Raw genomic sequence first — 23,946 nt, forward strand, 5'->3', positions numbered from 1 at the left:
GAAGCTAAGCCCGCCAGCGCCGATGGTACTGCCAGGGGGACCTGGTGGGAGAGTAGGACGCGGCCGGACTAATTTTCACAGTAGGCCCCCGATGGGTTTCCATCGGGGGCCTACTGCTTTTTGGCGTTCCTGCCTAGGTTTCAGGAACGAAGGGTGCGCAGCCCGGTGCGAATCTCGCTGACAAGGATCTCGGGCTGTTCCAGCGCTGCGAAGTGGCCGCCCTTGTCGGCCTCGCCGTAGTGGATCAGATTGCTGTAGGCGTCCTCGATCCAGCTACGAGGCACGCGCGGGATGTCCCTCGGGAAGACGGTCGCCGCGACCGGAAGCGTCAGCTTCGGGCCGGCGAAGGTGAGTGACTTGTTCTCCCAGTAGATGCGGGCGGACGACGCCGCGCTGTTGGTGAACCAGTAGAGGGATATCGCGTCGAGGATGTCGTCCCTGCTGAGGGCGTCCTCGGCGAGCCCGTGGTTGTCGGTCTTGGACTGGAACTTCTCGTAGATCCAGGCTGCCTGGCCGGCGGGCGAGTCCGCCAGGGCGAATCCGACGGTCTCCGGCTTTGTGCCCTGAAGGTGGTTCGAGCCACCGAGCTCGCCGGTGTAGAGGGCGAGGGTCTCTACCGCGTGGCGCTGCTCGGGCGACAAGGTGTCGGGGATCTGTGCGGGAAAGGCGTACTGGGTGTTCAGGTGAATTCCGAGAAGCCCCTCAGGCTGCATGGCCCCGAGGGCGGTGGTGACGACGGCACCCCAATCGCCGCCTTGCGCGGCCCATCTGGTGTAGCCGAGGCGCTTCATCAGCTCCGCCCACGCCTCTGCGATGCGCGGCACAGTCCACCCGGTCTGCGTGGGCTTCTGGGAGAATCCGAACCCGGGGAGCGAGGGGACGACGACGTCGAAGGAATCGGCGGCGTCGCCTCCGAACGCGACCGGATCGGTCAGCGGCCCGATCAGCTTCAGGAACTCGACGATCGAGCCCGGCCATCCGTGCGTGAGGATCAGCGGCATCGCGTCGGGATTCTTGGACCGGACGTGGACGAAGTGGATGTCCAGCCCGTCGATCTCGGTCAGGAACTGGGGGAAGCGGTTGAGCTCGGACTCCAAGCGCCGCCAGTCGTAGCCGTGCTCCCAGTAGTCGACCAGAGATCTTGCATTCTCCACCCGGACCCCTTGCGACCAGTCGCCCACCGTTTCCGGGTCCGGCCAACGTGTTCTGGCCAGCCGCTGCTTGACGTCGTCGATCTCCGATTCCGAGATCGAGACGGTGAACGGGCGGACGAGGGGCGAGGTCGGCGAGGTCGGTACGGTCATGGCCTTCTCCTCTTCATCGAGCTTCCAAGCACGGCGCGACTGTTCGTTGCACACTGCTGTGCAATCTACTTTGTTGCACACTGCTGTGCAACAATGGCGTCGTGCCCGCCGAATCCGCCCGTGTGCGCTCGATGAACGAGACCCGCGACCGCATCCTCGACGTCGCCCTCGAGGTGCTGGGAGAGAGCCCCGACGCTGGAATGGGCGACATCGCCTCCGCCGCCGGCGTCGTCCGTCGCACGGTCTATGGCCATTTCCCCTCGCGCCTGGACCTGATTCGGACGCTCACGGAACGGGCCGTCGCCGAGATGACAGCCGTGCTGACCGAAATCAACGCCTCCGACGCGGAAGCGGACGCGGGGTGGGTCGCATTCATCGCCCGCGTCTGGCCGGTGGCGCACCGGTACCGGGTGCTGGTGGCGCTGCGCCGTGGCGAGTACGGCGAGGCGATCCACGGCCTGCTCGGGCCCGTCGACGAACTCCTCGCCGAGCTCGTGGAACGGGGCCAGGACAGCGACGTGTTCGCGCGGCACCTGCCGGCGGGCCTTCTGAGCCAGGTCGCCTACGGCGTCGTGTTCGCCATCGCGGACAGCGATCTGTCGAACGGGACCCTCGGCGCCCGAGCAGCGACGATCACGAGCCTGCTGATGCTGGGAGTTCCCGAGACGCGTGCAATCGCTCTCGTGGGAGCCTGAACCCGAGCAAGGGCTCGGGTTCAGGCTCGGCGCGGGAAAGGGCGGCTCAGTAGGCGGGGAACGGTCCCCAGTTCTTTATGGCGAACCGGTCGCCGTCGCGCCTGATCTCGAGCGCGGTCTGTCCGCTGAAGTGGGCGGGCAGGACCAGTGCGTTGTTGTCCGCGGCCCAGCCGAGCAGGTCTCGGCGTGTGGCTTGTGCGGTGGACGGGTCTTCGCAGAAGCAGCTGGCGTGGTCGGGGTGTGAGACTTGCAGCGGGGTGTGCACCAGGTCGCCGGCGAACAGCGCCTTGTCGTGGCCGGAGGTGAGGAGCAGGACGCTGGCGCCGGGGGTGTGGCCGGGTGCCGCGAGCAGCCGCAGGTTGCCGTCCACGATGTGTTCGCCCTCCCACAGCTGGACCTGCCCGGCGGCCCGGACCGGCTCGATGCTGTCTTCGAAGGCGTTCTCGTTGACGCTGCCGGCGATGTTCGGGTTCTTCGCCGGGTCGAAGTGCTCGAAGTCGAGTCTGGGCATCAGGTAGGTGGCGTTCGGGAAGGTGGGTACCCACTGTCCGCCGGCCAGCCGGGTGTTCCACCCGATGTGGTCGACGTGCAGGTGGGTGTTGATGACCAGGTCCACATCCTCGGGCGCGATCCCGGCTTCGGCGAGGTTGTCGAGATACCCCAGGGACAGGTGGTCCCAGGCGCCGACGGCCGGGCGGGTCTTGTCGTTGCCGATGCCGGTGTCCACCAGGATCGTGCGGCCCTGGCTGCGCAGCGCCCAGGTCTGGAACGCGACACGGACGATGTCGTCCTCGGCGCCGAGGTGGTCGGGCACCAGCCAGTCGCGGTTGTCCTGCCAGTCCTGCTGCGGCCAGCCGGGGAAGAACTGCTCGGGTGTCATGCCCACCGGACCGTGCATCTCCTGGACTCGGGCGACGGTGACATCGCCGAGCGTGATCTCGTTCATGGGGTGATTCCTTTTCGTTCGTCGTGCTCTGCACGACCAACTGTCGGCCGTTACCGCGCACGCAGCCACGCCGCCTTCAGGTGCTCCCCGGCTTGCCGCACCCCGGCAGGGTGAGGCTCGGGACGCCAGGAAGAGACGACAATGGCGTCATGGCTGATCACCACGACCCCACAGAACTCGGCGCCTTCCTCAAGGCCTGTCGGGCCAGGGTCCAGCCCGAAGATCTCGGACTGACCTCGTACGGAGGTCGCCGGCGGGTGGCGGGTCTGCGTCGCGAGGAGTTGGCGCAGCTGGCCGGAGTCAGCCCGTCGTACTACGCCCGCCTGGAGCAGGGACAGTCGCGCCATGCCTCCACCGAGGTACTGGAGGCGATCGCCTCCGCCCTGGAGCTGACCGCACCAGAACGCGAGTACCTGCGCGCCCTCGGCGCTGCCGCCGGCCGACGGCCCGCGTCGCGGCCGGCGGCAGTCGAGCACGCCGACCCCGCCCTGCTCGAGCTGCTCCAGACCATGCCCCAGGTGCCCGCCCTGGTCCTGGGCCGCCGCAGCGACGTGCTCGCCTGGAACCCGATGGGCCACGCGCTGCTGGCCGGGAACCACGACCGCGGCGCCGCCCGGGTGCCCGGCCGGCGCGCCAACATGACGGAGTTGGTCTTCCTGGACCCGGACACCCGTGAGCTGTACGCGGACTGGGATCGCAAAGCCCGCGCCGTGGTGGGCAACCTGCGCCTGGTGGCCGGTGCCCACCCCGACGACCATGCGCTTGCCACCCTGATCGGCAGACTCACGATGGCCAGCCCGGAATTCGCCGGGCTCTGGGCCGATCATCGTGTCCAGGCCTGCGCCGCCGCCCGCTACGATCTGCGCCACCCGTTGATCGGCGCCCTCACCGTCACCCAGCAGACGCTGCGCTCGATCGACAGGCCCGACCAGACCCTGGTGACCTGCACCGCCCCCGCCGGGTCCGCCTCGGCCGCGGCGCTGGCGATGTTGTCGCACCTCATCGAGCCGAGCCAGGAGGCCAGGACGACGAGCCCGGTGGGGTGACAGCGGAACCGACAAGCCGTGCCCTCATCGGGTCTGCGGCGGCGGCTGATGTCACGGGCGGAAGAAGTCAGGCCGGCACGGTGCTGAGGCGTCTGAACCACCGGCCTGACCTTGTACTAGAATCGCGCAGTCGTCCCGAGGCCGTCCTCACACGCTGGCCGTTTCGGAGCCTGAACCGGTCTACAGAAGGTTCTGAATGGGTGCTGCGCGTGCGGACTGGACAGCGGACGCTTTCATGGCCGAGCTGTTCCGTGTGCATTCCGGCCCGCTCCTGCGCTATCTGCTGCGGCTGACCCTGGGGGATGCGGCGCGCGCCGAGGATCTGCTGCAGGAGACCATGGTGCGGATCTGGCGGCATCCGGAGAACTTCGGCGGCGAGGTCGAGGCGTTGCGGCCGCTGGTCTTCACCGTCGCGCGGCGGGCGGCGATCGACGCGGCGCGGGCTCGTGGTTCCCGGCCTCAGGAAGTCGGCGATGTCGACGAGGGGAGTGCGGACGCGTTCGGGGCCGAGGAGCCGGAGTTCGAGCGCGTGCTGGTGGCGCAGGTGATGAAGCGGGCGTTGCTCAAAATCAGTCCGGAGCATCGGGTGATGATCGTCGAGGTGCATTTCAACGGCCGCACGATCGAGGAGACGGCCCGGCTGCTGGGGATTCCGTTGGGCACGGCCCGGTCTCGGACGTACCACGCGGTCCGGAACCTGCGGAAAGCGCTGGCCGACCTGGGGTATGAGCGCTGAGCGAAAAAATGTTGCGGCGTCGGTGATATGAAGCGCCGCCCCATGCGTAGTGCATCTCGGAACCGCTGCGTTCCTGTCTGAGATGTCGATGCGAGGGGAGTAACCCATGGACGGCGACCTCACCGATGCACAGTGGGCACTGCTTGAGCCGTTGTTGCCCGTTCCGCCGGCGCGGGGGAAGGGCGGACGGCCCCGCCACCGGTCGCGGCGCGAGCTGATCGACGGCATCCGCTGGCGGTTCCGGGAGAGCGGGCGGTGGGACCGGGTCCCTGACCGCTATGGTCCCTATCAGACCACATATGCCCTCTTTTACGCGTGGCGCAAAGACGGCACGTGGGAGCGTTTGGTCTCGGCCCTGGGTGCCGGGCACGAGGCGAGCACCATCATTCCGTGGGCATCCCCGGCGGGGGGCGCCGAGCGCTGAGTGCCGCTTGCCTACCGTGACCATGCATACTTTCCTGATCCGGCCCGTCACTTCCGCCGGCGGGCGGTTGTCTTCGCGCTTTCACCGGCGAAAGGTCTGGTTCCGGCATGAGCAGGGGCAGTGTCGCGGCGAGGCGGCGCGGGCGACGGGTCGCGGTGCTCGCTCTGATAGCCGCGGCTGTCGTTCCGGCTGTCGGGGCGGCGGCCGTGGTGTGGGACAACTCCGGCACGTCGCTGGCTTCGGTGCGTGCCGAGAGGCGTGGCATCCAGTATCTGGGGCAGACGGTGAAGCTCTTGGTGTCCGTCGCGCAGGCCCAGTCGGCGGCGGTGCGGAGTCTGCCGTCGCCGCAGCCGGGCCTGGCCACGGCGGTCGCCGCCGTGGACGCCACCGGCCTGCCCCGCGATCCGGATCCCGGCGCCGGCACGTTGTGGGCCCAGATCCGGCCGCAGGTCTTGGCCCTGTCCGGCACGCCCGCGACCGGCGCGGCTGCCTACCGCGCCTACAGCCAGGTCACGGACCTGCTGCTGCAACAGATCACCGCCATCGACGACGCGTCCGGCCTGGTCCCGGATGCCAGGGCCGATGCCTACCATCTGATCGACGCGCTGACTGTCTTGCTGCCGGACATGGAAGTGCAGGCGGGACGCTACGACGACCAGGTGACCCTGGCCGAACCCACGACGGGGGCGACGCAGCCGGGTACGGCCCGGACCGCCCCTGCCGACCCCGCCGACCCTTCCGGCGCTGCCGCGACAGCGCAGATCGCGGTCTTGCGGAACCGGATCGCCGTGGACGCGCACGCCTTCGTGACCGCGTTGAACAAGGTCTTCCGCACCACCGCCAGCGCTACCTTGGGCCCGCATCTCCTGGGCGACGTCGACCTGGTGAACACCGACATCAACGCGCTGGCGCCGACCGCGTCGGCGATCGACGAGGCCCTGATCATGCGGTCGGCGCCGACCGTGTCCCAGGAGCGCAAGGCGTTCGATCCGGCTGTGCAGGTGTTGGAGACGGCCGGGCTGGACGAGTTGGACAAGCTGCTCCAGGTCCGCGAGGCCGGGTACGAGCGGCAGCGGCTGGAAGTGGCGGCGCTGCTCGGGGGCGGTGCGACGCTCGCGGCTTTGTCGCTGGGATGGCTGTGGCGGCGGCGCGGCGCGGGCCCGGATGTCGAGCAGGAGCCGAAGCAGCATCGCCATCAGGCGTCGAGCTGGCGGTCGAGTCAGTCTGGCCAACGGATCGGTCGGTCGCCGAGTCAGGCGTCGGCGGCACCCGAGCCCGAGCCGGAGCCCGAACCCGAGCCGGAGCCCGAACCCGAGCCCGAACCCGAGCCCGAACCCGCGGCCGACACGGCACCGCTCGCCCTGCCCGAACGGCACCCCTGATGACCCGCCCCCGCCGCGGGCTGCTCATTCGACACAAGCTCCACCTGCTCGTGGCCGTTCCGCTCGTGGGTCTGCTGCTGGCGACCGCGCCGCTCATCGACGACCGGGTGAGCCGTGCTTCGCAGGCCTCGGATCTGGCCGGCCTGATGACCGCGGCCGACCTGATCGGCGCGCTGGTGCAGGACGTGCAGCAGGAACGGCTGTTGTCGATCTCCTATCTGGCCTCGCCGGATGCCGCGCCGAACGCCGTGGTGGTCCAGGAGGCGCTGGTGTCCGGGGCGGCGGCCGATCTGCGCCGGTCCCTGGGCCGGCGGCTCACCCCGCAGGTGAGCGCCGCCCTCGACGGAGTGGACGGCCTCGGCCCGCTGCGCCAGCAGGTGCTGCACCAGACCGTGACGCCGAACCGGCTCAATTCCGCCTACGACACAGTCGTCGGCGCGTTGATCGACGCGATCGGCCTGATCCATCCGCAGGACGCCACGGTCGCCGGCAGCGCGGACCAGACCGCGCTCGACGCGCTTTTCCGCGCCGATCAATACCGGGGCTCAGCCGGTGCGGCACTGCTGGCCTCGGTCGCGGCGCCGGCCGGCGCCGCGGGATCGCTCGGCGCGGCGGGCCGCGCCGAGCAGCAGGAAGCCGTGGAGGTCGACCGGTTCAAAGAACTGGCCACGGCCGACCAGGCGCGGCTGTTCCGCCTGGCCGAGTTCGGCACCGCCTCCGCGCTCGTCAACGACCTGCAGGGCCAGATCGAGACGGCACACGGTGCCCCCGCTGATGCCCAGGCCGGTCAGGATGGCCAGACGGGGTCCGCCCCGAGCCCGGCCTCGCAGCCACAGACTCAGACACAGACACAGGCACAGACACAGACCGCCGACGACCGCGAGGTGCTGGTCGACCGCCTCGCCGATGCCGTCAGGGCCCAGTACGGTCTGCGAGTCCTGGTCGAGGAGAAGATCGCCCACGACATCTCCACCGAGGCCGAGCATGCCGCCCACACCGAGCGGATCGCCGCCCTCGGCTTCGGCGTGGCGGTGGAAGCCCTGGTCGTCGTGGTCATCTGGCTCAGTATCAGCATCCGTCGTTCGATCTCCGAACCGCTGCGCGGCCTGACCGAGGCCGCGACCGAGGTCGCCGACCTGGCCGACTCCGAGCTGCGCCGGGTCGCCGACGTCGACGACTCCGGGCCGCGCGCGCCGATGCCGCGGCTGGCGGCGGTCCGCCTCACCAGCCGCGACGAGGTCGGCACGCTGGCCGAGGCGTTCAACCGGGTGCAGGCCACCTCGGCGCGGTTGCTGGAGCGGCAGATCCTCAGCCGGCGCAACGTGGCCGTGATGTACGGCAGCATCGGCCGGCGCACCCTGAACCTGGTGCGCCGGCAGCTGGCGCTCATCGACGAACTCGAGGCCGGGGAGGTGGACGCCGACCGCCTCGACCGGCTGTTCCGGCTCGACCACGCCGCCTCCAGGCTGCGCCGCAGCGCCCACAGCCTCATCGTGCTGTCCGGCACCCCGTACGCGGACGGAGCCCCTGGCGAGCCGTTGACCTTGTACGACGCCCTCCGCGCCGCGCAAAGCGACATCGACGACTACCGTCGCGTGATCCTGACCTCGGTCGTCGAGGACGTCCTGCGCCCGCGCACGGCCGGCGACGTCGTCCTGGTACTGGCCGAGCTGCTGGCCAACGCGGTCGCCTTCTCGCCGCCGGACAGCCAGGTCGAGGTTGAGGTCGCGGCCCACGGCATCGGCGGCGACCGGTGCGTCCGGATCGTGGACCACGGCGTGGGCATGCCCGCGGACCGGATCGAGCAGGAGAACACGCGCTTGGTCTCCCGCGAACGGCTGGACTTGGCGCCGACCGACTTGCTGGGCCTGTTCGTGGTCGGCCGACTCGCCCGGCGGCACGGGCTCAGCGTGCGGTTGTCCGACTCGCCCGGCGGCGGGGTCACGGCGGTCGTCGTCATTCCCGACCGGCTGTTCGTGGCGGGTACCGGAAAGGGCGGGACGGCGCATCCGGCGGACCGGGCGGACCGGGCCGACAGCGGGGAGGAAGGCGGAATCCGGCAGGAGGTCGCCGAGGCGATCCGTCGCGCGATGACGGCGTGGAGCGGGGAAGGCGTGGGGCGACAGATGCCCGGCCACAGGGCCGGCTTGTCGGCTCCGGACCAGGACGACCAGGACGGCGTGTTGCCGGCCTGGCAGCCGTCCCGGGACCCCGGTGCCGTCCCGTTCCCGCTGGACCGGCGCGTGCCCGGAGCCACCATGACGCGCGCCGCTTCGGAGACGAGCGTGGAGCACCAATGAGCGACACACCGACCGGGGCCGAACTCGGCCGACAGGCGCAGGACTTCTCGTGGGCGGTGGACGCCTTCGTCCGGCAGACCGACGGCGTCACCGACGCGATCGTGGTGGCCGCGGACGGGCTGCCGATCGCGGCGTCCGAAACGCGCGGCCCGGACGCGGCCGACCGGCTCTCGGCCATCGTCTCGGGGCTGGCGAGCCTGGCCGGCGCGGTGACCACCACCGAGGACCTGGGCCCGCTGAACAAGATCATCCTGGATCTCGCCGACGGCTATCTCCTGGTGGCCGCGATCGGACACGGGGCGTTGCTCGGGGTCCGCGCCGTGAAGGACTCCGATCTCGGCACGGTCGCCTTCGAGATGACCGTGTACGCCCATCAGGCCGGCGCGCGCCTGACGCCGCCGCTGGTCCACGAGCTGCAGCGGGCCAGGCCGCTGTGAGATTCGCGATCACCCGCGCCCCGGACCGCCGCGGGCACCGGCACCGGCACCGCCGACGGATCAGGGTTCTGGCCATCCTCGCGGCGCTGGCCTGCATACCCGGGCTGACAGCCGGCTGCCGGGCGTCCGGTACCCGGTCCGCGGCGGACGTGGGTGTCGGCCAGGTCGATCCGGCGGCCCGCGCGCAACTGCCGCCGGAGATCCTGGCCCGCGGGCTTGTGACGATCGCGACCGACCCCACGTATCCGCCCGACGAGTTCCGCCAGTCCGACGGCACGCTGGTGGGCATGGACGTGGACCTGGCCCGCGCGGTCGGGGCCAAGCTGGGCGTGCGAGTGCAGTTCACCCAGGTGCAGTTCCGGGACATCCTCGCGGGAGTACAGCAAGGGGAGTACGACATCGGCGTCTCCTCGATCACCGACACCACACGCCGGGAGGAACTGGGCGACTTCGTCACCTACTTCCAGGCCGGCTCCTCGCTGCTGGTGCGGGGCGGCAACCCGCTGACGCTCTACCCGGACGACGAGTCCCTGTGCGGGCACCGGGTCGCAGCCCAGGAAGGCACCGTCGAGGTGGATCCCGTGCTGTCCTCGCGGTCGGCGCAGTGCGTCGCCGACGGCCTGCGCCCGATCACCACGGTCGTGGTGGCCGCCGAGGCCGACTCCCGGGCCGCCGTGCTCAGCGGCCGCGCCGACGCGATGGTCGAGGACGCCCCGATCGCCATGTACGAGACGGCGCACTCCGGCGGCCTGCTGGAGATCGCCGGCGACCAGATCGACAAGGCTCCCTACGGTTTCGCACTGGCCAAGGAGGACAAGCCGATGGACGACGCCATCCTGCGCGCGATGCAGGACCTCATCGACGACGGCGAGTACGGGGCCATCCTGTCCCACTGGGGCCTGACCGCCGGCAGAGTCCCGGCCGCGACGCTGGACGGAGCGATCAATTGACGTCCGTTCATCTCTGCGCAACCTCGCGCGCGGGTACCATGACCACCAAGCGGACCACGAGATACGCCCGGTGGGGAGGTATGCGATGAGCTCAAGGAACCGCGACACCCAGCCGGGTTCCGACCACACCGCGGCGGACAGTGAGGCGCTCGCGGCGTATGTCCTCAACGCGTTGGAGCCGGAGCAGCAGCACGCGATGCAGCAGCACCTCCAGGACTGCGACATCTGTTACCTGGAGTACACGAGCCTCGGCGTGCTGCCCGGTCTGCTGGACTCGCTCTCGCCGGAGGACATCAGGGAACTGACGGCGACGGTGACCGGGCAGCCCGCGAGTGTGACCGGAGCCCGCCCCGAGCGGCCGGCACACCCGGCACACCCGGCACGCCCGGCTCGGCCGGCCCGGTCGTGGTCCCGTCGACGGCGCGCACTGCTGGCCGGCGGCGCGTTCTCGGCCGCGATGGTCGCCACCGGCTTCGCCCCCGCCTACGCGGACACCACACCGCCGGCAGCGCACCCCGGCGAGACGGCGAAGCCGGCGCCGGACTCGTCGGCAGCACCGGACGCAGCAAAGGCAGCGGCCGTGCTGACCGTGTCGGCGCAGAGCCTGCCGGAGGACCAGACAGCACTGGACGTGGAACTCCGCTCATCCCGAGCACTCCGCGAATGCGTGCTGGAAGTGACGACGGACGACGGCGCGCGCATCGAAGCCTGCCGCTGGTCCGGTACGCCGAGCACCCGCGTGGTGTTCAGCGGCGACATCCCGCTGGCGGCCGCGCGGCTGCGGGCGGTGGCCGTGTTCACCGGGGACGGCACGGTTTTGGCGCGGCAGGAGCTGCCTGCCGGCCAGGCCTGATCGGCCCTGCCCAGGCCGGTGGTGTCCTCAGCTCGTGAGACCTCGTAAGGCCTCGTGGGACCTCGTGGGACCTCGTAAGACTCAGTCCAGGAAGCCGCGCAACAGCATGGCGGTGCCGTCCAGATGTTCCAGCATCGCGCGGCGCGCCCCTTCGGGATCGCCGCCGAGCACGGCGGTGGTGATGCGCTCGTGCTGGTGGGCGGCGTGCCGGAGGTTCACCGACATCATGGGGATCGATTCCAGCAGGTCGTTGATCCGCAGCCGGGCGTCGGCGACCGCGGCGGCCAGCTGCGGCGAGCCCGACAGCTCGGCGACGGCCAGGTGGTAGCGCGTGTCGGCGATGCGGTACGCGGCGATGTCCGCTGATTCCGCCGCCTTCATCCGAGTCACCAGCAGGGCCCGCATCTCGGCGTCCAGCGTCCGGGCCGCGGCGGCCTCGGCGGCACCGCCCTCCACCGCGTGCCGGAACACCAGTGTGTCCTCGAGCCCGTTCGGCAACCGGTCCACGGCCTCGCGCAGGTGCCCGGGCGGTGCCGGAGTCCGGAGCACGTAGGCGCCCCCGGCGCGGCCCCGCCGGCTCTCGACGATGCCTTCGGCCGACAGCACCTTCAACGCCTCGCGCACCGTGTCCCGGCTGACGTTCAGCAACTCGGCCAACTCCCGCTCCGGGGGCAGCCGGTCCCCGATCGGCACCTCGCCGAGCTTGATCACTCGCAGGATCCGCTCGATGGTGTCCTCGAAGGCGTTGCCCGTCCGCACCGGCTGGAACAGCGAGTAGCCCTGGACGTCGGCCACCGTCGAGACCATCGGCGCACCTCATGAGTTCTTTCGAAGGCCTGATACCCAGCCATTATGGCTGCCCCGCCTTGGGCGTGTCCACGCCTGCTGCCGCGTTGTCGTAGCTGATTCAGCTGATCCGGCCGAATGCTTGACACGGCGAAACGCTCACTGGAAACTTGCGGGCACCCCAATGGATGGTTTGCCAACCATTAGAGTCCCGAAACTCCCGCCGCGTTTTGCCGGAGGTGCGCCGTGACCGCCGAATCCACCGATACCGACAGACCGCTCGAGGACGACGAGCAGCGTCTGCACGAAATGGGCTACGCCCAGGAGCTGGCCCGCTCCATGTCGGGCTTCTCGAACTTCGCCGTCTCCTTCTCGATCATCTCGATCCTGTCCGGATGCCTGACCCTGTACGGATACGGCATGACCACCGGCGGCCCGGCCATGATCGTCTGGGGCTGGCCGCTGGTCGGCCTGATGACCCTGCTGGTGGGCCTGGCCATGGCCGAGGTCTGCTCCAGCTACCCCACCGCCGGCGGCCTGTATTTCTGGGCGGCCAAGCTGGCCCGCCGCAACGGTGCCGCCTGGTCGTGGTTCACCGGGTGGTTCAACTTCCTGGGCCAGGTCGCCACGACCGCGGGCATCGACTACGGCGCGGCGCTGTTCGCCAACGCCTTCCTGGACCTGCAGTGGAACTTCGCGACCACGCCCGGCCACACCCTGACGATCTTCGGCGTGATCCTGCTGCTGCACGCTCTGCTGAACACCCTCGGCGTGAAACTGGTGGCCCTGTTCAACGACATCAGCGTCTGGTGGCACGTCGTCGGCGTCGCGGTCATCGTCGGCGCGCTGGTGTTCTGGCCTTCGCACCACGCTTCGGCGAGCTTCGTGTTCACCAAGTTCGTCAACGAGACCGGCTTCCACAACCCGCTCTATGTCGGCCTTCTGAGCCTGCTGCTGGCGCAGTACACGTTCACCGGCTATGACGCCTCGGCGCACATGACCGAGGAGACCAGGAACGCCGCCGTGGCCGGGCCCAAGGGCATCATCACCTCGATCCTCGTCTCGCTGGCCGCCGGCTGGGTCCTGCTGATCGGCATCACCTTCGCCATCACGAAGTACGACGGCGCGGTCACCTCCGCGACCGGGGTGCCGCCGGTCCAGATCTTCATCGACGCCATCGGCGCCACCGGCGCCAAGCTGCTGCTGCTGATCGTCATCGGCGCGCAGTTCTTCTGCGGCATGGCCTCGGTGACCGCGAACTCCCGCATGATCTACGCCTTCTCCCGGGACGGGGCGCTGCCCGGCTCGAAGATCTGGCACCGGATCAGCGACCGCACCCGCACCCCGGTGAACGCGGTCTGGCTCGCCGCGGTCGGCGCCTTCGCGCTCGGGCTGCCGTCGATGTGGAACAGCACCGCCTACGCCGCGGTGACCTCGATCTCGGTGATCGGGCTCTACATCGCCTACGTGATCCCGGTGTTCCTGCGGCTGCGCCAGGGGTCGTCCTTCGAGCGCGGACCGTGGCACCTGGGCCGCTGGAGCCGGCCCGTCGGCATGGCGGCCGTGGGGTGGACCGCGCTGATCACCGTGGTGTTCGTGCTCCCGCAGGTCAGCCCGATCACCACCAAGTCGTTCAACTACGCCCCGGTCGCGGTCCTGGTGGTCCTCGGCTTCGCCGGAGTGTGGTGGATGGTTTCGGCCCGGCGCTGGTTCACCGGGCCGAGAGTGCAGGGTTCGCTGGAAGAGCTGGAAACTATCGAGGAAGGACTCGAACACTGATGAGTCCATACCGCGGTCGCATGACCCTGGACGAGCTGCGCGACATGGTCGCTGCGGGCACGATCGACACGGTCGTCCTGGCCATGACCGACATGCAGGGCCGGTTGCAGGGCAAGCGGATCGCCGCCGACTACTTCCTGTCCGACGTCGTCGCGCACGGCTCGGAGGGCTGCGGCTATCTCCTGGCGGTCGACGTCGACATGAACACCGTCGACGGATATGCCATCTCCTCTTGGGAAAGCGGATACGGCGACTTCGTCCTGGCCCCGGACATGGCGACGCTGCGCCTGGTGCCGTGGCATCCGGGCACTGCGATGGTGCAGTGCGACGTGGCGCACCACGACGGGACCCCGGTCAGCGCCTCGCCGCGCCAGGTGCTGCGCCGCCAGCTCGACCGGCTGGCCGGACTCGGCTGGGACGCCTACGCCGGCACCGAGCTGGAGTTCATCGTCTTCCGGGACACCTATGAGCAGGCCTGGGACCGTGACTACCACCGCCTGACCCCGGTGAACCAGTACAACGTCGACTACTCCGTGCTGGGCACCGGCCGCGTCGAGCCGCTGCTGCGCCGGCTGCGCAACGGAATGGCCGGCGCGGGCATGATCGTGGAGTCGGCGAAGGGCGAGTGCAACCTCGGCCAGCACGAGATCGCGTTCAAGTACGACAAGGCCCTGAAAACCTGCGACGACCACACGGTCTACAAGACCGGGGCCAAGGAGATCGCCTCGCAGGAGGGCGTGAGCCTGACGTTCATGGCCAAGTACGACGCACGTGAGGGCAACTCCTGCCACATCCACTTGAGCCTGCGCGACGGGGAAGGCAGCCCGGTGATGGCCGGCGACGGTCCGCACGGCTTCTCGCAGGTCATGGAGCACTTCCTGGCCGGACAGCTGGCCTGCCTGCGCGACTTCTCGCTGTTGCTGGCCCCGAACGTCAACTCCTACAAGCGGTACGTCGCCGGGAGCTTCGCCCCGACCGCCATCGCCTGGGGGCGCGACAACCGCACCTGCGCGCTGCGCGTGGTCGGGCACGGCTCGTCGCTCCGGTTCGAGAATCGCGTGCCCGGCGGCGACGTGAACCCGTACCTGGCGGTGGCCGCGTTGATCGCGGCGGGGCTGCACGGTGTGGAGAACCAGCTGGAGCTGGAGCCGGAGTTCACCGGCAACGCCTACGCCTCCGACGCTCCGCGTGTGCCGTCCAGCCTGCGCGACGCCATCGAGGCGTTCGAGGGCAGTCAGCTCGCCGCGGACGCGTTCGGCAAGGACGTCGTGGCGCACTACGCCCATGCCGGCCGTACCGAGCTCGCCGCCTATGACTCCGAGGTCACCGACTGGGAGCGGCGACGGGGGTTCGAGCGGCTGTGAGCGGACGACCCCTGATCGGTGTCACTTCGTACCACGACATGGCGTCGTGGGGAGTGTGGCAGCAGTCTGCCGCACTGATCCCGTACAGCTATGTCAGTGCGGTGACTCGTGCCGGAGGCGTCGCGGTGCTGTTGCCGCCGCAGGAGTCGGGTGCGCTGGAGGCCGTGGCCGCCATCGACGGCCTCGTCCTGGCCGGCGGACCGGACCTGGATCCGGACACCTACGGCCAGGATCCCCATCCCCGGACCGGCACGCCCAACAGCGGGCGGGACGACTGGGAGTTCGCGGTGCTCGGCGAGGCTCTGCGGCAGCAGATCCCGGTCCTCGGGGTGTGTCGCGGGATGCAGCTGATGAACGTCGCGTTCGGCGGTCGTCTCATCCAGCATCTGCCTGACCGACTCGGCGACGTGGCGCACCAGCCCGCGCCCGCGGTGTTCGGGGACCAGAGCGTCCGGATCCGGCCCGGCAGCCGACTCGCGCCGATCCTCGGCACCGGCCCGGTACCGGTGCGCTGCTACCACCACCAGGCGGTCGCCGAGATCGGGCACGGTCTGCTGCCGGCCGCCTGGTGCGGCGACGAGACGGTCGAGGCCCTCGAGATGCCGGAGCGGGACTTCGTCTTCGGCGTGCAGTGGCATCCCGAGGCCGCTCCGGACGACAACCGCCTTTTCGAAGCCCTCGTCGAAGCGGCGTCGAAGAACAGCATGGAAAGAGAGAACGCATGACCGACAGCCAGGCGTCCGTCCACGAGGTGGTGAACCCGGCCACCGAAGAGGTGATCGCCAAGGTCGAGCTCGCCGGAATCGCGGAGGCCGACGCCGCCATCGCGCGCGCGGCGGCGGCCTTCGAGAGTTGGCGCTCCGTCGCGCCGGCCGACCGTGCACGGCTGCTGCGGGCGTTCGCCGCCGAGGTCGACGCGGACCGGGAGCATCTGGCGGCCCTGGAGGTCGCCAACGCCGGCCACACGATCGGGAACGCCCGCTGGGAGGCGGGGAACGTCCGGGACGTCCTTGACTACTACAGCGCCGCACCTGAGCGGAACTTCGGCCGCCAGATTCCGGTGGCCGGCGGTATCGACGTCACTTTCAAGGAACCGCTCGGCGTGGTCGGCGTGATCGCGCCGTGGAACTTCCCCATGCCGATCGCCGGCTGGGGGTTCGCGCCCGCGCTGGCCGCCGGGAACACGGTCGTGCTCAAACCCGCCGAGCTCACCCCGCTCACCGCCCTGCGGTTGGCCGAGTTGGCCCTGCGAGCCGGGATCCCGGAGGGGGTGTTCCAGGTACTGCCCGGGCGCGGTGCGGTCGTGGGCCAGCGCTTCGTGGACCACCCGGCGGTGCGCAAGGTCGTGTTCACCGGCTCCACGCGGGTCGGCAAGCAGGTCATGGCCGGATGCGCGGCGCAGGTGAAGCCGGTGACGCTGGAACTGGGCGGCAAGAGCGCGAACATCGTCTTCGCCGACGCGGACCTGGCGGCGGCCGCCGCGGCCGCGCCGATGGCGGCGTTCGACAACGCCGGCCAGGATTGCTGCGCACGGTCCCGCATCCTCGTCGAGCAGTCGGCGTTCGAGGATTTCATGGCCCTGCTGGAGCCCGCGGTGCACGGCGTGCGGGTCGGCGACCCGCTCGACGAGTCCACCGACATGGGCCCGCTGATCTCGGCCGGGCACCGGGACAAGGTCGCGGCCTACGTCCCCGACGGCGCACCGGTCGCCATCCGGGGCACCGCACCGTCCGGCCCCGGCTACTGGTTCACGCCCACGGTCCTGTCCCCGGTCGAGCGCACCGCCGCCGCGTTCACCGAGGAGATCTTCGGCCCGGTGATCTGCGTGGCGCCGTTCCGCGACGAGGACGAGGCAGTGCGCATCGCCAACGACTCCGAGTACGGGCTGTCCGGCTCGATCTGGACCCGCGACCTCGGCCGTGCGCTGCGAGTGGCACGCGGCGTCGAGGCCGGCAACCTCTCGGTCAACTCCCATTCCTCGGTGCGGTACTCCACGCCGTTCGGCGGCTTCAAGCAGTCCGGCCTCGGCCGCGAACTCGGCCCCGACGCGCTGGACGCCTTCACCGAGACCAAGAACGTGTTCATCTCCACGAACTGAACCGCGGTACCCGAACCGCGGAACTGAACCACGGAACCGAACGACAGGAACAATCCATGAGCAAGCGTCTCGACGGCCGTGTCGCCGTCATCACCGGTGCCGGCAGCGGCATCGGCCTGGCCAGCGCCCGCCGCCTGGCCGCCGAAGGAGCCAGGGTGGTCTGCGCGGACGTGGACCCCGAGGCCGGCGAGAAGGCCGCCGCAGAGATCGACGGCCTGTTCGTCCACGTCGACGTCACCGACGAAGCCGCCGTCGAAGCCCTGTTCCGCACAACGGTCGACACCTACGGCAGCGTGGACATCGCCTTCAACAACGCCGGCATATCCCCACCGGACGACGACTCGATCCTGGTCACCGGCCTGGACGCCTGGCGCCGGGTCCAGGAGGTCAACCTGACCAGCGTCTACCTGTGCTGCAAGCACGCGATCCCGCACATGCAACGCCAGGGCAAGGGCTCGATCATCAACACCGCGTCCTTCGTAGCGGTGATGGGCGCCGCGACCTCGCAGATCTCCTACAGCGCGTCCAAGGGCGGCGTACTGGCGATGTCGCGGGAACTGGGCGTGGAGTTCGCCCGCCAGGGCATCCGCGTCAACGCCCTGTGCCCAGGCCCGGTGAACACACCGTTGCTCCAGGAACTGTTCGCCAAGGACCCCGAACGCGCAGCCCGCCGCCTGGTACACATCCCGCTGGGCCGCTTCGCCGAACCCGAGGAGATCGCCGGCGCCGTAGCCTTCCTGGCCAGCGACGACTCCTCGTTCATCACAGCCAACACGTTCCTGGTCGACGGCGGGATCTCGGCAGCATACGTCACCCCGGTGTAATACGGCCGACCTGCGGCTGAACTATGCCGCGCTCGAGACCCGGGCCTGGCGGGGCGGTGGCGTCGAGGACGCCACCGCCGCCACGGGCAGCTTTCGGCCCCAATCGGTCGCCGAAAAACATCAAGGGCCTCAATCCGATTCTTCGGATTGAGGCCCTGATCTGCGACGCTACCGTATCCTGCGTCGCAAGTCCGATCGCCCGTTGGGTCTGCGGATCGTAGCCCGAAAGGCGGTGCGCTTCTGCGAGCTCCAGAATGGACGGGCGAGGGTGTCGACCCCCGGGCCGACGAAGGGCACAGATCGCGTGGGCTTCAGGGCTTCAGGATCCTGCAGGTTGCCCGAACGCTGCGCGGTTCTCCGCGAGAAAGTCCTCAAGGCTTCTTGGAACCCGCCCCAGAACCGCCTCGATCACAGAGTTCGGCGACTCCGGCCGCGTGACGGCCAGGCGTTGGATCTCCACGATGTGTCGGGCCAGCCAGTCGGGCATGCCCGCGGTGTGCACGAGGTGGGCGTGGAATTCGGCGGGGTCCAGATCGACGGAGGCGACCGGCCGTCCCGTCAGCGACGTCAGCAAGGCCGCGAGCTCGGGATGGGAGACGGCCCGTCCGCCGGTGAGTTCGTATGTCGCACCCGCTAGTTCCGGCTGCGTCAGAACGGCAGCCGCCACATCGGCGATGTCTCGGACGTCGACGTAGTTGCAGGGCGCCGCACCCATCGTCCCGATGATGACGCCCCTTGCCGCCACCACAGGTGCGAGGACGAGCAGCTTCTGCATGAAGGCGTACGGACGCAGGATACTGACACGAGGGATCATCGCCGCCAGGTGCGCTTCTATCGCGGCGTGGCCGCGCGACACGGCGACGGGCGAGTCCGGTTCGGCGGCCGGCGCGGAAAGCTTGACCAGGTGCCCGATGCCGGCCGCGGCCGCGGCGTCGATCACCGCGGTCTCCAGCTCGACCTGGTCCGGCCCGTTCGCCATGGACAAGAAGAGCTGGTCGCAGCCCTTCAGCCCCGCGCGCAGCGAGTGGGGGTGGGCGGCGTCGGCGTACGCGACTTCTATCGGCGCGACGGCCGTGATGGTTCCGCGCAGCTTTTGCGGCGTGCGGGCCAGGGCGCGGCAGGGGACGCTCTGGGCGGAGAGTGTGCGGAGCAGGGTGTTGCCGGTGCTGCCGGTCGCTCCCATGACGGCGATCATGCGAAGTCCTTCCGGGTCGGGGACGTGGTGCCGCGGTGTGCGGCGGCGGGGCGGGCAGAAGCCGAGCCGTGCCAGCGCCAGGTGACGATGGTCGCTGCCAACACGGCGGCCACGGGCAGGTCTATGCGCAGTCGCGGCAGCAGGACGGAGGCCGGCAGCCCCACCGCGGCGGCGATCGCGCCGGCTGTCAGGCCGGCGGCCAGGGCGGCCGGCAGGCGCCGCCGCGATCGTCGCGCCGCACCGCGCCGTTGCAGGATGGCTCCGGTGATGGCCGCGACGACGGCGGAGGTGAGGCCGATCGAGGTCGGGGCGGCGACGGCGAGCGCGCTCTGGTGCGTGGCCAGGCCGCTGATTCCCGCGGTCACGGCGGGGGCGAGGAAGGCGACGAACACCTCTTCGCGGAGTTTGAAGGGACGGGGTGGGCGTTTTCCGGGCATGGTGGCCTCCACAAGTGATTAGGCGGCTAACTACATGGGCATGGGAAAGGGCATGATGGGGCAGTGGGGCAGTGGGGCAGTGAGGCGGTGGGGCCGAGGTCAGTCTGCGACGAAAGCGCCGATGCCCTCGTCGATCCGCTCCAGCATGCCGAGGAACTGTCCGCGCTCGTCGATGCTGAGCGCGCCGACCAGGGCTTGCAGTCGCTCGAAGTGCTCGGCGGCCATGTCCCGAAGGCGCTGCGCTCCTTGCTCGGTCAGGGACACGACGGCACCGCGGCCGTCCTCCGCGGACGCGCTGCGGACCACGAGTCCCTCCCGCTCGAGGCCGGCGAGCAGACCGGTCACCGTCGCCCGCGTCACTCCGAGGCTGGCAGCCAATTGCGACGGGGACTTCCCGCCGCCGTGGTCTTCCAGGTCGGCCAGCAGGCGGTAGCGCCCGGTGGACAGCCCGAAGCGGGCGAAGTGCACCTCGGACGCCTGTCCGAGCCGGGCCCCGACCGCCATCAGCCGCGCCGCCACCAGGATGGACTGCGGATCGGCGTCGAGGCCGTAGTGGCGGATCTGGCGCCGGGCCTGGTCCAGGCTCGGCGTGGCGGGTCGGGCTTCCGGGGTCATGAAGATAGTATGGCGCCTTACTACTTGGCCGGTCAAGTCGCGCCGAGTCGCACCGGAGTCGCGCCGGAGTAGCGCCGAGCACCTCAGAACACTGCCAGCCCGGCTCCGCGAACCGTTCGCGCACACCGCTGCAGCCTGAGCAAGGCTCTGACCAAAACCGCCGGGGCGGGCGCGACCTGGTTCAGCGGTGCGGTGGCTCGATCGAGGCCTGACCGTCTGGCCCGCGGTCGATTGGCCCCGGTCACCAGCTGGTCGCGATGTAAGAGGTCTCCAGATACTCCTCGATCCCCTCGAACCCGCCCTCGCGCCCCAGCCCCGACTGCCGCACCCCGCCGAACGGCGCCGCCGGATCTGACACCAGGCCGCGGTTCAGGCCGATCATGCCGATCTCCAGCTGCTCACCGATCCGCAGGCCGCGGGCCAGGTCGCGGGTGTAGAGGTAGCCGGTGAGGCCGTATTCGGTGGCGTTGGCCCGTGCGACGATCTCCTCGTCGGAGGCGACCGGGTAGATCGCGGCCACCGGTCCGAAGACCTCCTCAGTGGCGAGCGTGGAGGCTTGGGAGGACCCCGTGAGGACCGTTGCCGGGTAGAAGAAGCCGGGGCCGGCGGCGGGGGTGGCGCCGAGGTGGATCTTCGCGCCGCCGGCCACCACGTCGTCCACCAGCTTCGTGATGCGTTCCACGGCGCGGCGGTTCACCATCGGGCCGAGACCGGTGGCCTCGTCCGAGCCGGGGCCCAGTCGCAGGGCCGCCATGCGGTCGGTGAGCTTGGCGGTGAACTCCTCGGCGACTTCCGCGCGGACCAGGAATCGGTTGGCCGCGGTGCAGGCTTGGCCGCCGTTGCGCATCTTGGCGAGCATCGCGCCGTCGACCGCGGTGTCCAGGTCGGCGTCTTCGAGCACGATGAAGGGCGCGTTGCCGCCGAGCTCCATCGAACAGCGCAGGACGCGGGGTGCGGCCTGGGCCAGCAGCAGTCGCCCGACGGCCGTCGAGCCGGTGAAGGACAGCTTGCGGACGCGCTCGTCGGCCAGTGCCGCGGCCACCAGCGGCCCTGGCTGCGCGGTCGGCAGCACGTTGACCACTCCGGGCGGCGCGCCGGCCTCGGCCAGTAGTCCCGCCAAATACAGCGCGGTCAAGGGGGTGTCCTCGGCCGGCTTCAGCACCACGGTGCAGCCCGCCGCCAGCGCCGGCCCGATCTTGCGCGTCGCCATCGCCGCAGGGAAGTTCCACGGCGTGACCAGCAGGCACACTCCCACCGGCTTGCGCAGCGTCAGGATCCGGTTGCCACCGCTCGGTGCGGTCCGCAGCTCGCCGCCGATCCGCGGCGCCTCCTCGGCGAACCAGCGGAAGAACTCGGCGGCGTAGCCGACCTCGGCGCGCGCGTCGGCGAGCGTCTTGCCCATTTCCAGGGTCATGAGCGTGGCCAACTCCTCGGCCCGCTCATGCATCAGCTCGAACGCGCGCCGCAGCACCTCGCCACGGACCCGCGGCGCGGTTCGCGACCACGTCGGCAGCGCGTCGGAGGCGGCGGCGAGTGCCGACTCCAGATCCCGCTCCCCGGCTCCGGCGACGGTCGCCAGTACCTCACCGGTGGCGGGGTTCAGGACGTCGAAGAGGTCGCCGTCGCCGACGGCCCACGCACCGGCTATGTAAGGGCTTGAGGGCAGTTCCCTCATCGTGGCACTCACAGCGCCGCCAAAAGAATCGCCTGTACGTCCTCCGTCGAAGCGGCGCGCGGCGTGTTCGCCATCACCGCGTCCGCGAGCGTGTCCGCGACAAGCTGCGACAGGTCGGCCTTCGTGATCCCGAAGCTGTCCAGCCGCAGGTCCAGCCGGACGTCCGTGACCAGCTGCCCGATCGCTGCGATGGCCGCGTCCGCGTTGCGCTCGGCCGAGGCCGAGGCGTCGAACACGTCCAGCGGCTCCGCCAACCGAGCCAGTCGCTCCACCCGCTCCGGCCGGTTGAACCGCAGGCACTCGCCGAGCACCATCGCCAACGCCACGCCGTGCGGCACGTCGAAGCGTCCGCCCAGCGGATGCGCGACGCCGTGCACGATCCCGAGCCCCGTCGTGCTCATCGCCAGGCCCGCGGTGTGTGCCGCCAACAGCAGGTGCGAACGCGCCTCCAGGTCCGAGCCGTCGGTCACCGCGCGCCGCAGGAACCGCGCGACCAGCCGCACGACCTGCAGGTCCAGCCCGTCGGCCCAGGCGTTCGCCCGCACTGACAAGAAAGACTCCACAGCGTGCGTCAGGCAGTCGATCCCCGAGGCCGCCGTCGCGCCGGCCGGCAGCGTCAGCGTCAGCGCCGGGTCCAGGATCACGGCGCGCGCCAGGCAGCTCGGGCCGCCGAGGTAGCACTTGCGGTGCGTCGCGGTGTCGGTCACCACGCCGAAGTCGTTGCACTCGGCGCCCGTGCCGGACGTCGTGGGCACAGCGATGATCGGCAGCGCCGGTGCCAGTCCGGCGGCGCCCCACTCCAGCGAGGCCGCCGGCACCGTGTTGGCCGCCGCCAGCGCGATGGCCTTCGCGCCGTCCAGCGCCGAGCCGCCGCCGAGCGAGACCACCGCCGTGCCGGAGCCCAGCGCCCGTACCACCGCGGCCCCGCCGTCCACGTCGTCGGTGGTCGGGTTCGGGTGCACGTCCCCGAACACCTCGACGTGCAGGTCCGCGGAACGCAGCAGCGCGGCGACGTCCTCGGGCAGGGGAGTGGCGACCAGTCCCCGGTCGGTCACGATCGCCGCCTTCGTGGCGCCCAGTGCGCGTACTCGCTCGGCGAGTTCTGATATCGCCCCCACCGCGAAGGTCGCCGGCGGGAACGGCCCGATCCCGATGGTCTGCTTGGTGATGTCCAGCGTCATGCTGCGGCCTCCATCCGTAGCTCGATCCCCGCGATGTCCTCGTACAGCTTCACCGGCGACATCTCCCCGGCCAGGTCCCCATAGGCCGCCCGGGCCCGCCGGAACACCTGCTCGGCCACCGCCCCGACCTCGACCGGCACCTTCACCGAGCGCGCCAGGTCCACCGCCAGACCGGTGTCCTTGCACGCCAGCGCGATCGCGAAGCCCTCGTCGTAGTCGCCGGCTGTCAGCAACGGCAGGAAGTCCCGCTCCAGCAGCACCGAGTTCGCCGGCGACGCCACCAGCGACCGGTGCAGGACGCCGAGGTCCACCCCGGCCTTCACCCCGACCGTCAGCGCTTCGGCGATCGCCACCAGCTGCACGAACCACAGCTGGTTGATCATCAGCTTCACCGCGTACCCGGCGCCGTGCCCGCCGACGTGCAGCACCCGCTCCGGGTCGCCCATCACGTCGAACAGCGGCCGCGCTGCCTCGAAGTCCGCCGCGTCGCCGCCGACGAAGATCTGCAGCATGCCGGAATCAGCACCCTTGGTCATCCCCGACACCGGCGCGTCCAGCACCCGGATCCCGCGCGCGGCCCCCCGCGCCCGAACCCGCTCGGCGACTTCGGGCACTGATGTCGACATATCGATCCAGAGGCGGTCCTCCGGCATCGCCGCCAGCACCCCGCCCGCGCCCAGCAGCACGTCCTCGACGATCGCCGGCGTCGGCAGCATGGTGACCACCACGTCGGCCTCGGCGACCGCCGAAGCAGCCGACTCCGCGAGCACCGCGCCGTGCGCCACCGCGGCGTCGGCGCGCGCCGCCACCGTGTCGAACACGGCCAGCGGCACACCCGCGGCGGCCAGATTGCGGCTCATGTGCCCGCCCATGTTGCCCAGACCTATGAAGGCGACCTTCATCTCAAAGCCCTCCATCA

Annotated in this window: 23 protein-coding genes; 14 read left to right on the top strand and 9 right to left on the bottom strand. The window is 70.4% G+C overall.

Features of this window, described 5'->3' with window-relative positions; genetic code table 11:
• Positions 1-140 precede the first annotated feature (140 nt).
• Positions 141-1,304 (bottom strand): epoxide hydrolase family protein, encoded by a 1,164-nt coding sequence (locus ABH926_RS43090; protein ID WP_370372395.1) that lies wholly within the window; start codon positions 1,302-1,304, stop codon positions 141-143.
• A gap of 131 nt (positions 1,305-1,435) precedes the next feature.
• On the opposite strand from ABH926_RS43090, the gene ABH926_RS43095 reads away from it, so the two are divergent.
• Positions 1,436-1,999, top strand: coding sequence for a TetR/AcrR family transcriptional regulator (locus tag ABH926_RS43095; protein ID WP_370372598.1), 564 nt, complete (start codon positions 1,436-1,438; stop codon positions 1,997-1,999).
• A 46-nt stretch (positions 2,000-2,045) separates the two neighbouring features.
• Here ABH926_RS43095 and ABH926_RS43100 read toward each other — a convergent pair whose 3' ends face one another.
• Positions 2,046-2,945 carry an MBL fold metallo-hydrolase gene (locus ABH926_RS43100; protein ID WP_370372397.1) on the bottom strand — a complete coding sequence of 300 codons (900 nt, stop codon included), beginning with the start codon at positions 2,943-2,945 and terminating at the stop codon, positions 2,046-2,048.
• Positions 2,946-3,094: 149 nt separating this feature from the next.
• On the opposite strand from ABH926_RS43100, the gene ABH926_RS43105 reads away from it, so the two are divergent.
• The 8 genes from ABH926_RS43105 (at position 3,095) to ABH926_RS43140 (ending at position 11,073) form a co-directional block, all read left to right on the top strand.
• Positions 3,095-3,991 (top strand): helix-turn-helix domain-containing protein, encoded by an 897-nt coding sequence (locus tag ABH926_RS43105; protein WP_370372399.1) that lies wholly within the window; start codon positions 3,095-3,097, stop codon positions 3,989-3,991.
• A 235-nt stretch (positions 3,992-4,226) separates the two neighbouring features.
• Complete coding sequence (locus ABH926_RS43110; RefSeq protein ID WP_370372400.1) at positions 4,227-4,727, top strand: sigma-70 family RNA polymerase sigma factor; 501 nt, start codon at positions 4,227-4,229, stop codon at positions 4,725-4,727.
• Between the two features lie 106 nt (positions 4,728-4,833).
• On the top strand, positions 4,834-5,151 hold the full coding sequence (locus ABH926_RS43115; protein WP_370372402.1) for a transposase: 318 nt from the start codon (positions 4,834-4,836) through the stop codon (positions 5,149-5,151).
• Between the two features lie 107 nt (positions 5,152-5,258).
• Positions 5,259-6,533, top strand: coding sequence for a hypothetical protein (locus ABH926_RS43120; RefSeq protein WP_370372403.1), 1,275 nt, complete (start codon positions 5,259-5,261; stop codon positions 6,531-6,533).
• Positions 6,533-8,833, top strand: coding sequence for a nitrate- and nitrite sensing domain-containing protein (locus tag ABH926_RS43125; protein WP_370372405.1), 2,301 nt, complete (start codon positions 6,533-6,535; stop codon positions 8,831-8,833). The genes ABH926_RS43120 and ABH926_RS43125 overlap by 1 nt, the downstream gene beginning before the upstream one ends.
• The gene (locus tag ABH926_RS43130; RefSeq protein WP_370372407.1) at positions 8,830-9,270 is read left to right on the top strand and encodes a roadblock/LC7 domain-containing protein; all 441 of its coding nucleotides are present in this window, start codon (positions 8,830-8,832) and stop codon (positions 9,268-9,270) included. The genes ABH926_RS43125 and ABH926_RS43130 overlap by 4 nt, the downstream gene beginning before the upstream one ends.
• Positions 9,267-10,220 (top strand): ABC transporter substrate-binding protein, encoded by a 954-nt coding sequence (locus ABH926_RS43135; protein ID WP_370372409.1) that lies wholly within the window; start codon positions 9,267-9,269, stop codon positions 10,218-10,220. Before ABH926_RS43130 ends, ABH926_RS43135 begins: the two co-directional genes overlap by 4 nt.
• 85 nt (positions 10,221-10,305) lie before the next feature.
• A complete protein-coding gene (locus tag ABH926_RS43140; RefSeq protein ID WP_370372411.1) occupies positions 10,306-11,073 on the top strand; it encodes a hypothetical protein in 768 nt (255 codons plus the stop codon).
• Between the two features lie 81 nt (positions 11,074-11,154).
• Here ABH926_RS43140 and ABH926_RS43145 read toward each other — a convergent pair whose 3' ends face one another.
• Positions 11,155-11,880 carry a FadR/GntR family transcriptional regulator gene (locus ABH926_RS43145; RefSeq protein ID WP_370372413.1) on the bottom strand — a complete coding sequence of 242 codons (726 nt, stop codon included), beginning with the start codon at positions 11,878-11,880 and terminating at the stop codon, positions 11,155-11,157.
• A gap of 288 nt (positions 11,881-12,168) precedes the next feature.
• On the opposite strand from ABH926_RS43145, the gene ABH926_RS43150 reads away from it, so the two are divergent.
• The 5 genes from ABH926_RS43150 to ABH926_RS43170 are packed head-to-tail and all read left to right on the top strand — an operon-like array spanning position 12,169 to position 17,924.
• Positions 12,169-13,638 carry an amino acid permease gene (locus tag ABH926_RS43150; protein WP_370372600.1) on the top strand — a complete coding sequence of 490 codons (1,470 nt, stop codon included), beginning with the start codon at positions 12,169-12,171 and terminating at the stop codon, positions 13,636-13,638.
• A gap of 20 nt (positions 13,639-13,658) precedes the next feature.
• Positions 13,659-15,002, top strand: a complete 1,344-nt coding sequence (locus ABH926_RS43155; RefSeq protein WP_370372415.1) for a glutamine synthetase family protein — start codon at positions 13,659-13,661, stop codon at positions 15,000-15,002.
• A complete protein-coding gene (locus ABH926_RS43160) occupies positions 14,999-15,727 on the top strand; it encodes a gamma-glutamyl-gamma-aminobutyrate hydrolase family protein (RefSeq protein ID WP_370372416.1) in 729 nt (242 codons plus the stop codon). The genes ABH926_RS43155 and ABH926_RS43160 overlap by 4 nt, the downstream gene beginning before the upstream one ends.
• Entirely contained in the window at positions 15,724-17,100 is a 1,377-nt protein-coding gene (locus ABH926_RS43165; RefSeq protein WP_370372418.1) for an aldehyde dehydrogenase, read from the top strand. Before ABH926_RS43160 ends, ABH926_RS43165 begins: the two co-directional genes overlap by 4 nt.
• Before the next feature lie 56 nt (positions 17,101-17,156).
• The gene (locus ABH926_RS43170) at positions 17,157-17,924 is read left to right on the top strand and encodes a 3-oxoacyl-ACP reductase (RefSeq protein ID WP_370372420.1); all 768 of its coding nucleotides are present in this window, start codon (positions 17,157-17,159) and stop codon (positions 17,922-17,924) included.
• A 319-nt stretch (positions 17,925-18,243) separates the two neighbouring features.
• Here the strand turns inward: ABH926_RS43170 and ABH926_RS43175 are convergent, their stop codons facing one another.
• From ABH926_RS43175 to ABH926_RS43200, 6 genes are all read right to left on the bottom strand, one after another.
• Entirely contained in the window at positions 18,244-19,119 is an 876-nt protein-coding gene (locus ABH926_RS43175) for an NmrA family NAD(P)-binding protein (protein WP_370372422.1), read from the bottom strand.
• Entirely contained in the window at positions 19,116-19,556 is a 441-nt protein-coding gene (locus ABH926_RS43180; protein WP_370372424.1) for a hypothetical protein, read from the bottom strand. The genes ABH926_RS43175 and ABH926_RS43180 overlap by 4 nt, the downstream gene beginning before the upstream one ends.
• A 99-nt stretch (positions 19,557-19,655) precedes the next feature.
• Positions 19,656-20,171: a MarR family winged helix-turn-helix transcriptional regulator gene (locus ABH926_RS43185; RefSeq protein ID WP_370372426.1), complete on the bottom strand. Its 516-nt coding sequence runs from the start codon at positions 20,169-20,171 to the stop codon at positions 19,656-19,658.
• Positions 20,172-20,412: 241 nt separating this feature from the next.
• On the bottom strand, positions 20,413-21,846 hold the full coding sequence (locus tag ABH926_RS43190) for an NAD-dependent succinate-semialdehyde dehydrogenase (protein ID WP_370372602.1): 1,434 nt from the start codon (positions 21,844-21,846) through the stop codon (positions 20,413-20,415).
• An 8-nt stretch (positions 21,847-21,854) separates the two neighbouring features.
• Positions 21,855-23,027 carry an iron-containing alcohol dehydrogenase family protein gene (locus ABH926_RS43195; RefSeq protein ID WP_370372427.1) on the bottom strand — a complete coding sequence of 391 codons (1,173 nt, stop codon included), beginning with the start codon at positions 23,025-23,027 and terminating at the stop codon, positions 21,855-21,857.
• A complete protein-coding gene (locus tag ABH926_RS43200; RefSeq protein WP_370372429.1) occupies positions 23,024-23,929 on the bottom strand; it encodes an NAD(P)-dependent oxidoreductase in 906 nt (301 codons plus the stop codon). The genes ABH926_RS43195 and ABH926_RS43200 overlap by 4 nt, the downstream gene beginning before the upstream one ends.
• Positions 23,930-23,946: the final 17 nt, after the last annotated feature.

It is taken from the genome of Catenulispora sp. GP43 (assembly GCF_041260665.1).
In the GTDB taxonomy this organism is placed as follows: domain Bacteria; phylum Actinomycetota; class Actinomycetes; order Streptomycetales; family Catenulisporaceae; genus Catenulispora.

What these genes read in the sequence shown, in the direction of transcription:
- ABH926_RS43140 (WP_370372411.1), top strand. Translation starts at nt 10,306, where the DNA reads ATGAGCTCAAGGAACCGCGACACCCAGCCGGGTTCCGACCACACCGCG.
- ABH926_RS43170 (WP_370372420.1), top strand. Translation starts at nt 17,157, where the DNA reads ATGAGCAAGCGTCTCGACGGCCGTGTCGCCGTCATCACCGGTGCCGGC.
- ABH926_RS43195 (WP_370372427.1), bottom strand. Translation starts at nt 23,027, where the DNA reads ATGACGCTGGACATCACCAAGCAGACCATCGGGATCGGGCCGTTCCCG.
- ABH926_RS43155 (WP_370372415.1), top strand. Translation starts at nt 13,659, where the DNA reads ATGACCCTGGACGAGCTGCGCGACATGGTCGCTGCGGGCACGATCGAC.
- ABH926_RS43095 (WP_370372598.1), top strand. Translation starts at nt 1,436, where the DNA reads ATGAACGAGACCCGCGACCGCATCCTCGACGTCGCCCTCGAGGTGCTG.
- ABH926_RS43180 (WP_370372424.1), bottom strand. Translation starts at nt 19,556, where the DNA reads ATGCCCGGAAAACGCCCACCCCGTCCCTTCAAACTCCGCGAAGAGGTG.
- ABH926_RS43165 (WP_370372418.1), top strand. Translation starts at nt 15,724, where the DNA reads ATGACCGACAGCCAGGCGTCCGTCCACGAGGTGGTGAACCCGGCCACC.
- ABH926_RS43175 (WP_370372422.1), bottom strand. Translation starts at nt 19,119, where the DNA reads ATGATCGCCGTCATGGGAGCGACCGGCAGCACCGGCAACACCCTGCTC.
- ABH926_RS43100 (WP_370372397.1), bottom strand. Translation starts at nt 2,945, where the DNA reads ATGAACGAGATCACGCTCGGCGATGTCACCGTCGCCCGAGTCCAGGAG.
- ABH926_RS43115 (WP_370372402.1), top strand. Translation starts at nt 4,834, where the DNA reads ATGGACGGCGACCTCACCGATGCACAGTGGGCACTGCTTGAGCCGTTG.
- ABH926_RS43150 (WP_370372600.1), top strand. Translation starts at nt 12,169, where the DNA reads ATGGGCTACGCCCAGGAGCTGGCCCGCTCCATGTCGGGCTTCTCGAAC.
- ABH926_RS43145 (WP_370372413.1), bottom strand. Translation starts at nt 11,880, where the DNA reads ATGGTCTCGACGGTGGCCGACGTCCAGGGCTACTCGCTGTTCCAGCCG.
- ABH926_RS43120 (WP_370372403.1), top strand. Translation starts at nt 5,259, where the DNA reads ATGAGCAGGGGCAGTGTCGCGGCGAGGCGGCGCGGGCGACGGGTCGCG.
- ABH926_RS43130 (WP_370372407.1), top strand. Translation starts at nt 8,830, where the DNA reads ATGAGCGACACACCGACCGGGGCCGAACTCGGCCGACAGGCGCAGGAC.
- ABH926_RS43105 (WP_370372399.1), top strand. Translation starts at nt 3,095, where the DNA reads ATGGCTGATCACCACGACCCCACAGAACTCGGCGCCTTCCTCAAGGCC.
- ABH926_RS43200 (WP_370372429.1), bottom strand. Translation starts at nt 23,929, where the DNA reads ATGAAGGTCGCCTTCATAGGTCTGGGCAACATGGGCGGGCACATGAGC.
- ABH926_RS43090 (WP_370372395.1), bottom strand. Translation starts at nt 1,304, where the DNA reads ATGACCGTACCGACCTCGCCGACCTCGCCCCTCGTCCGCCCGTTCACC.
- ABH926_RS43125 (WP_370372405.1), top strand. Translation starts at nt 6,533, where the DNA reads ATGACCCGCCCCCGCCGCGGGCTGCTCATTCGACACAAGCTCCACCTG.
- ABH926_RS43190 (WP_370372602.1), bottom strand. Translation starts at nt 21,846, where the DNA reads ATGAGGGAACTGCCCTCAAGCCCTTACATAGCCGGTGCGTGGGCCGTC.
- ABH926_RS43110 (WP_370372400.1), top strand. Translation starts at nt 4,227, where the DNA reads ATGGCCGAGCTGTTCCGTGTGCATTCCGGCCCGCTCCTGCGCTATCTG.
- ABH926_RS43185 (WP_370372426.1), bottom strand. Translation starts at nt 20,171, where the DNA reads ATGACCCCGGAAGCCCGACCCGCCACGCCGAGCCTGGACCAGGCCCGG.